Origin of the sequence: Halomonas sp. TP35, assembly GCF_052375975.1 — a bacterium.
Lineage (GTDB): Bacteria > Pseudomonadota > Gammaproteobacteria > Pseudomonadales > Halomonadaceae > Vreelandella > Vreelandella citrativorans.
Genome location: NZ_JBQSUZ010000048.1, coordinates 1 through 419, shown reverse-complemented (window position 1 = coordinate 419; position 419 = coordinate 1). Strand labels below are relative to the sequence as shown.

The window sequence follows — 419 nt, the reverse complement described above, 5'->3', positions numbered from 1 at the left end:
TTCAATGAACAGTGATAAAGCGACGTCTAGAAACGTGCGGCTTATCAATGGTCACAAAACAAACAAACGGTCAGGATAATGGTGGAGCCAAGCGGGATCGAACCGCTGACCTCCTGCGTGCAAGGCAGGCGCTCTCCCAGCTGAGCTATGGCCCCATTGCTTTCGCAAAACCGGCCTCTTGTCATAAATTTCTGTGAGACAAGGCAAAATGTGACGACGTATAGCCTGCTATACGAGGATCATTTTAACGTGGTATCACAGGAATTTGGTGGGTCTGGGCAGACTTGAACTGCCGACCTCACCCTTATCAGGGGTGCGCTCTAACCAACTGAGCTACAGACCCAAGAGGGGATCGTGCTTAAACCGTTTGCTCTATGATCTGATCAGGTAATTCATTGTGAGCGCTTGCCGCGAGGGAT

Annotated in this window: 2 tRNA genes; both read right to left on the bottom strand. The window is 50.4% G+C overall.

Annotation, left to right across the window (positions count from 1 at the left end):
• Positions 1 to 79: 79 nt before the first annotated feature.
• Positions 80 to 155 (bottom strand) — tRNA-Ala (locus ACT3RU_RS17995).
• Between the two features lie 111 nt (positions 156 to 266).
• Positions 267 to 343: transfer RNA gene (locus ACT3RU_RS17990), tRNA-Ile, on the bottom strand.
• Between the last annotated feature and the right edge of the window lie 76 nt (positions 344 to 419).